The sequence below is a fragment of the Embleya sp. NPDC059213 genome, assembly GCF_042754445.1.
Lineage (GTDB): Bacteria > Actinomycetota > Actinomycetes > Streptomycetales > Streptomycetaceae > Embleya.
In genome coordinates this window covers 43,349-50,536 of the sequence record NZ_JBHZAV010000067.1, presented here as the reverse complement: position 1 = coordinate 50,536, position 7,188 = coordinate 43,349, and the positions used below count along the sequence as shown (strand labels likewise).

4 protein-coding genes and 1 pseudogene are annotated in these 7,188 nt (G+C 73.1%); 2 read left to right on the top strand and 3 right to left on the bottom strand.

Annotated features, from left to right (window positions below; genetic code table 11):
* Positions 1 to 569: pseudogene (locus ACFXMF_RS24330) on the bottom strand (peptidase M28); the annotation flags it as partial.
* A gap of 307 nt (positions 570 to 876) precedes the next feature.
* On the opposite strand from ACFXMF_RS24330, the gene ACFXMF_RS24325 reads away from it, so the two are divergent.
* Both ACFXMF_RS24325 and ACFXMF_RS24320 read left to right on the top strand, forming a co-directional pair.
* Positions 877 to 2,502: an MFS transporter gene (locus ACFXMF_RS24325; protein WP_379987896.1), complete on the top strand. Its 1,626-nt coding sequence runs from the start codon at positions 877 to 879 to the stop codon at positions 2,500 to 2,502.
* Positions 2,503 to 2,591: 89 nt separating this feature from the next.
* Positions 2,592 to 4,763, top strand: coding sequence for a hypothetical protein (locus tag ACFXMF_RS24320; RefSeq protein ID WP_379987895.1), 2,172 nt, complete (start codon positions 2,592 to 2,594; stop codon positions 4,761 to 4,763).
* A 43-nt stretch (positions 4,764 to 4,806) separates the two neighbouring features.
* On the opposite strand, the gene ACFXMF_RS24315 is transcribed toward ACFXMF_RS24320, so the two are convergent.
* Together ACFXMF_RS24315 and ACFXMF_RS24310 are read right to left on the bottom strand one after the other, a co-directional pair.
* Positions 4,807 to 6,231: an MFS transporter gene (locus ACFXMF_RS24315; RefSeq protein ID WP_379987894.1), complete on the bottom strand. Its 1,425-nt coding sequence runs from the start codon at positions 6,229 to 6,231 to the stop codon at positions 4,807 to 4,809.
* 80 nt (positions 6,232 to 6,311) lie between these two features.
* Positions 6,312 to 7,061, bottom strand: coding sequence for a PIG-L family deacetylase (locus ACFXMF_RS24310; RefSeq protein WP_360314277.1), 750 nt, complete (start codon positions 7,059 to 7,061; stop codon positions 6,312 to 6,314).
* Positions 7,062 to 7,188 lie beyond the last annotated feature (127 nt).

The following is a 7,188-nucleotide window of genomic DNA, read 5'->3' as shown; positions in this document are numbered from 1 at the left end:
AGCACCGCGCCGGTGCTCGCGTCGACGAACACGTGCAGCCTGCTGGGCGCGGTCGCGGTACGACCCGCCACCACCGTCTCCCAGGCCAGCGCGCTGTTGCCGTCCTTGACCCGGACGACCAGGCGGTGCGACTCAACCTTGTCCACGACCGCGAGTTGGGCCTTGGAGGTGGTCTCGGCGGCGCCGGCCGACACGGTCGGCTGGGTGGTGACCGCGATCTGCGCGTTGGTGGCGGCCTGGGTCGCGCGGACCCGGCCCTTGCCGTCGGCCAGGACGACCGCGTCCCCGCCGATGACCGGGAGGCCGCGGTAGGTGCGCTGGTACGCGACCGAGTACAGGTCGTCGACCCAGGGCGTGACGAGTTGGCGTTCGTACTGCTCGTTCGGGCCCTTGGCGAGGGCGTCCAGGCCGCCGGCGGCCGCCCGGTCGGCAGCGGATACCGCGATTGCCTGGGGGTTTGCGGGGGGAGGGGAGGGGTCGGCACCGGCCGGGGACGCGCCGGTCGCGCCGATGGCCAGTCCGGCGATCAGGGCCAGGACGGTCCCGGCCGTGGTCGTTCTGCGGTTCATCGAGACTCCTTGGGTGGGGGAGGCTCGACCACGTCGCCGGCCTGCGCCGCGTACGCCTTGTGAGTGACGCGGGTGACCGTGCAGGCCGGCTTGTGTCCGAGCGAGCGAAACACTCACACGGGGGCGGGGAGCCGGTGAAGGCGTCGGCGGGATCCGGCTAGTTCTGGCAAATTGGCGCCCGTCTTCGGCGTCGTATTCCGTCCGGAGGCCGTTCTTGCGTTATAGGCAAGATGGCATGCCTGTGCGGCAGGATGGGGTTAGCGTTGCGCGCACCGGACGCCGCCGAGACGTGCGGGGAGAGGAATCCATGAGCCTGAACCAGTCGCCGCGGGCGGACGCCGGACCGGCCGGTGCCCCCGAGAAGAGCGAGCCGGACGCGCGGCAGCGCCGGACGATCCTGATCGCCGTGTGCGTCGCGCTGATGGCGGTGATCGCCTCGGTCTCCGGGCTCAACGTCGCCCAGCCCGAGTTGGCCGTCGAGTTCGACGCCTCGCAGAGCACCATCCTGTGGATGATCAACGTCTACACGCTGAGCCTGGCCGCGCTCCTGCTGCCGCTCGGCGCCGTCGGCGACCGCCTCGGCCGCAAGCCCATGCTGGTGGCCGGCCTGATCGTGTTCGGCCTCGCCAGTGCCGCGGCCGGACTGGCGCCCTCGTCCGAGGTGATGCTCGCCGCGCGTGTGGTGGCCGGCATCGGCGCGGCGATGATCATGCCGATCACCCTCGCCGTGATCACCGCCACCTTCCCCGAGGGGGAACGCGGCCGGGCGATCGGCGTGTGGACCGGGGTCGCCGGCGGCGGCGGCATCCTGGGCATGTTCCTCTCCGCCGCCCTGGTCGACGTGGCGAACTGGCGTTGGTTGTTCGTACTGCCCGTCGTCCTGGTCGTCGTCGCCCTGGTCATGGCGGTGCGCTCGGTGCCGGACTCCCGGGAGACCTCCCGGCACTCCTTCGACGGCGTCGGCGCGCTGACCTCCGTCGCCGCCGTGGTCGGCCTCGTCCTCTTCCTGCAGGAGGGACCCGAGCGCGGTTGGGGCGAGCCCGCGACCGTGATCGCGCTCGTCGTCGGTGTCGCCGCCGCGATCGCCTTCGTGGTCTGGGAACTGCGGCGCCGCGACGCCGCGCTGCTGGACGTGCGCCTGTTCCGTGAGCGGGGCCTGGCCGGCGGCTCGATCACGCTCCTGGCCGTCTTCGGCGTCCAGGCCGGCATCTTCGTCGTGCTCTTCCCCTTCCTTCAGGTCGTGCTGGGCTGGTCCGGACTGCTGTCCACGGTGGCGCTGATGCCGATGGCCGTGTTGATGATGGCGTCCTCCGGACTGGCCCCCGCGCTTGCCGAGCGGATCGGCCCGAGGGCGACCATGGCCATCGGAATCGCCCTGGCCGGCCTCGGCCTCGCGCTGATGGCGGCGATCGTCTCGGTGGACGGCGGATACCTGTCCGTGCTTCCCGGCATGCTCGCCATGGGCACCGGCATGGGCCTGTCGATGACCCCCTCCACCGAGGCGATCACCGGCGCCCTGCCCCGCGAACGCCAGGGCGTGGCGTCCGCCGTCAACGACGTCACCCGCGAATTCGGCACCGCGCTCGGCGTCGCGCTGCTCGGGGCGCTGTTGTCCGCCGGCTACCGAAGCGCCATCGACACCCGACTCGACGGCGTCCCCCGGGACCGGGCCGACACCGCCCGCGAAGGCGTCGCCAACGCGATCGACGCCGCCCACACGGCCGGCCCGCAGGCCCGGGAACTGGTCCGCGCCGCCGAGGAGTCCTTCGTCGACGGATGGCAACAGGCCATGTGGGCAGGTGTGATCGTGATGGGCGCCCTGTTCCTGTACATCCTCGTCCGAGGGCCGCAGCGGCCGGTCCGCACCGACGCCGAGTCGGAACCGGTCGACACCGTCGCCGAGCCGGAACCGGCCGACACCGTCGCCGAGTAGGTCCGGTCCGGTGGACCCTGCCGGGGCTGCGCGGGCGGGCGTTCGGAAACCCGGGTGCGGGGGTTCGACGGGTTCTGGGATCATGCCTGATGGCCCACACTCTCGAAGCCCTGGTTGTCCGACACGCCCACCGCGTTCCGCTCCCCGCCGGGCCCACCGGTCAAGGCGATGTCGCGGCAAGGCAGTTCGACGCCGCGCTGATGTCGGTGGGCTTCAAGCTGTCGGGAGATCTGCTGGAGCGCCTGTCGGGGCTGGCCGAGGAGACGGTCGTCGAGATCGCCGCACGCACGTTGCCCACGGCCCGGGCAATGGTCGGCGACCACGTCCGACACAACAGCTACTTCATCGACTTCCCGCTCAACGTGCCGAACACCTTCGACTTCTGGACCCGATGCATCGTCGAGGCGCTCGCCGACGACACGTCGCGCGAGCGCACCCTGGCCCAGCTCGCCACCGGCGTGGTCGACCTGCTGACGCTGCCCTCCTACGGCAACTACCGGCACACGTACACCGAGTTGCTCGCCGCCCACGACGAGCTGATCGCCGCCGCGAGCGACCGCACCACGGTCCTGCACTCGGGCGCCGACCCACAGCACGAGATCACCGCCCTCTACCTGGCCCTGGCGGGCAGCACCACCCCCCTGGGCGAGGAGAGCCTGCGCGATCTCGCCGCGCTGGCCGGGCACTGCGTCGACGGCCCCCAGCCCGAGGCGATCCCGATCCGGGAGAACCGCGCCGTCGTCAACCGGGCCCGCCTCGACGTCGGCGCGGACCTGCTGGTGGACACCGTCACCGACGTGTTGCGCCTGGCCTGCGCGCTCGCGGGCGGCGACGTGACACTCGTGGTACCGACCCGATTCCGGGGGTTGTCGCGTCCCGTGCGCCGGGCCCTGCTCGCCGGCCTCGACGCCGTCGTCGCGGCGGCCCCGGCCAAACTCGCCGACGTCGGTGCGCACCGCGAGGCGTTCAAGCGCCTCGGTGAGCGACTGCACCCGCACGAGTATCCGCAATGGCCGCACGCCGCCGACGTGTTCGCGGTCGCCCGGGGCGAGTTCCGGGCCCCGACCCTGGACAGCCGGGTCGAGCAACTGCTTGGCGCGCACGACGTCGTCGGGGCGACGCGGCTGCTGACGGCCGCCCCGGGCAAGCTGTTCCGCGCCCTGGACCGGCTGTTGCGCGCGGCCGGCACCCAGGCGGAGCGCGACGTCGTCGTGGCCGCCGCGGCACAGGTCGCCGAACAGGTCTCCGGGCGAGTGTTGTTGTCGGTGCGCGAACACTTCCACAACCGCACCGACGACACCGCGCCCGGCCGCGTCTTCGTCAACCGGCTCGGCCGCGCGTGGGCCGCCGAGGACACCCGGGCTCCGGTGCAACCGGCCGAGCGCAAGCGCCTGATCACCGCCCTGGACGCCGAGACGCAGCGGCGGCTCCCGGCCGCCGGGCACCTGCTCGTCGACCCCGACATCCTCGACGTCGCGCTCCCGCTCAGCGGCAAGGCGACGGCCGCCGGGCTCGGCGTGCTGCCCCGCGGCTCGGTCTCGCCCGTGGACGGCGAACTGCTGCGGTTCTTCGCGTACTGGAAGCAGACGCAGGAGTGCACCGACTACGACCTCTCCGCGCTGATGCTGGACGACGAGTACGAGACGGTCTGTTGGCTGTCGTACACCGCCCTCACCGAGATCGGTGGCACCCACTCCGGCGACATCACCGACGCGCCGGACGGTGCCTCGGAGTTCATCGACCTGCGGCTGGACGCGGTCCGCGGCACCTACATCGTGCCGCAGGTCCACATCTACTCGGGCGAGAGCTTCGAGCAGGTCGAGGAGTCGTTCTTCGGCTTCATGCTGCGCGACGCCGAGCAGCAGGGCCGCCCCTTCGAGCCGCGTACCGTACGGATGAAGTCGGACCTGCGCGGACCGGGCCGGGTCGCGCTGCCCCTGACCTTCGTGCGCGGGAGCGACGGGCGGTGGCACGCCAGGTGGTTGCACCTGTATCTCCAGGGCGGCCCGAGCACCAATCGGGTCGAGGGACATCGGGTGACGACCGCGATGTTGATGCGCGCCATGCTGGAGCGGCAACACCTCACCGTCGGATACCTCGTCGACCTGATGGCCGATCGGGCCACGGCCACCACGCTGTGGGACGGCGAGAGGATCCCGGACGGACCCGTCACCTATCTGGGCCTGTCCCGCCCGGACGGCCTGCACCCCGGCTCGCGGATCTTCACCCCGGAAAACCTGCGCGACCTGATCCCCGGCTGACTGCTAACGTTGACCGCGGCGAGGCCATGAACGGACTTCCTTCTCATTCCTGAACTAGTCCGTTCGCTTTCCTCGCCCTCGACCACGAGGCCGGGCTGCCCATGGGCACCCCGGCCTCGTCGTGTCCGCGGGCCGGCCGGCGCACCGCCCGCGAAGGCGAACTCGGCGCCGCCGACGAGCCCGTCCCGGTCCCCGCCGTCGAGGCGACGGCGGTTTCGGCGCGACGCCGCCTGCTCCGGACGGGCGAGGGACGCCGGGGGCCGCGTGCCGTGCGGTCCTCGGACAGGAGGCCGGCGAGGGAGGCGGCGACGGCCGCGAGGGTGGGGAGCAGCAGCAGGGCGAAGCGGAGTCCGAGGTGGCCGGCCAGGAAGCCGATCAGGGGCGGGCCGGCGAGGAAGGCGAGATAGCCGGTCGTGGAGACGGTGGCGACCGCGGGACCGGGGGAGTCCGGATACTGCCGGCCGACGCCGCCCACCACGAGCGGGAACGAGGACGCGATGCCCAGGCCGACGGCCGCGAACGCGGGGACCACGAGCCACGGGTATGGCACCGCGATCGCCGCGGCGGCGGCGACCCCGGTCACCAGTGCGCCGAAGCGGACGACCCGCACCGGCCCCAAGCGCGCGGCCACCCGGTCACCGGCGAGCCGACCGAGCGTCATGGCCAGCGCGAACACCGTGTAGCCCGCGCCCGACACACCCGGCCCGGCGTGTACCGAATCCGCCAGATACACGGTGCCCCAGTCGGTGACCGCGCCCTCGATCAGCAGGACGCACAGTCCGAGCAGGCTGAGCCGGCACAGGCGCCCCCGCAGTCCCGGCCGAGTCCGGGCGGTGGATCCGGGCCGCGGCTCGGACCCGTGCCGGCCGACCGGGCGCAGCGCCGCGACGGCCGGCACCGCGGCGATCAGCGCCGCGGCGGCGGTGACCGTGAACTGGGTGCCCGGGCGCACGCCGGCCGCCGCCGCGACCGTGCCGAGCAGCGCGCCGGTGAGCGCGCCCGCGCTGTACAGGCCGTGGAACGAGGCCATCCGCGGGCGTTCCGCGCCGCGTTCGCCGTCGACGGCGTGGGTGTTCATGGCCACGTCGAGGGTGCCGACGGCGGCGCCGAGGACCGCGAGGGCGAGGGTGAGTTCGACCAGGGTGTCGGCGAGAGCGAGCAGGGCGATCGCCGACGCGTAGACCGGCAGCGCGATCCGGATCACGACGCGGCTCCCGAGTCGGCCGACCAGCCTGCCGGCCGCCGGCATCGCCGGTACCGATCCGAGCGCGACGCCGAGCAGGGCGATGCCCAGTTGCCCGTCCGACAGGTGCAGATCGGCCTTGACCTGCGGGATGCGTGGTGCCCAACCGGCCAGGACCATGCCGTTGAGGAAGAACACGGCGTACAGTCCGCGCCGGCCGACCCGCTCTCGGTGTCGTCGGGGCGACTCGCGGCGGGTGCGGGATGCGGCTGGTCGGATGCGCACGACTGTCGTTCTCCCTTCTCACGCGCGGACAGCGTTGTTCGGGTGGGAGATCGTCCGCCTTCTCGACGACCTCGGCCGCGCTACCGCGGGGCGGGCGGGGCGCCGGCGGGCGTGATCCAGGGCAGCGCGAGGTCGGTCGGTGTCGTCGGCGGATGGGCCCGGGCGACGGTGAACGCCTCCGCGTACGCGACGCCCACCTCTCGGCCGCGCAGGGCGGCCTGGCGCCGGGCGAGGTCCACGAAGTCGTGGCCGCCGCGACGGCGGCGCCGGTCGTTTTGACTCACGTGTCGCGACACCATGGCTTCCTTGGTCGGCATGGTCGCGGTGATGTCCACCCACAGGTCCGGCGTACCCGCGTTCGCGCCGGTCAACGTATCCATCCGGAACAACGCCGGGACCGTGTCGAGGGCGGCGTGCCCGGTCTCGATGCCGGGCTCGCGTGCCGACAGCCGCGCGGCGCTCGCGAGGGCGCCCGCCGCCCGGTGGTCGGGGTGGTAGTCGTCCGGGTGGTGCGCGAACAGCACGTCGGGGCGGGTTCGGCGCAGCACGTCCACGACGAGCAGGCGGGTCTCGGGGGTGTCGTACAGGAAGCCGTCCGGCAGACCGAGCATGATCCGGTCGGCGCCCAGCACGGACGCCGCCTCGCGGGCCTCGCGGGCCCGGGTGCGGGCGATCGGGGTCGGGGCGGCGGGCGTGGTCGGGGCCCCGGGGGCGCCGTTGGTGAGAATGGCGATGGTCACGTGGGCGCCCCGGGCCCGGTAGTGGGCGAGGGTGCCGGCGCACAACAACTCGATGTCGTCGGGGTGGGCGCCGAGGGCGAGGATGCGCATGGTGATCGATCCTTGGGGTCGGAGTGGATGTGTGGGCGTCGGCTCGGGGTCGGTGCGGCCCGGGAGGGGTGTCTCGACTCTCGCCTCGGATGCCACCCGGGCTCTCGCCTCGGCTCTCGCCTCGGGT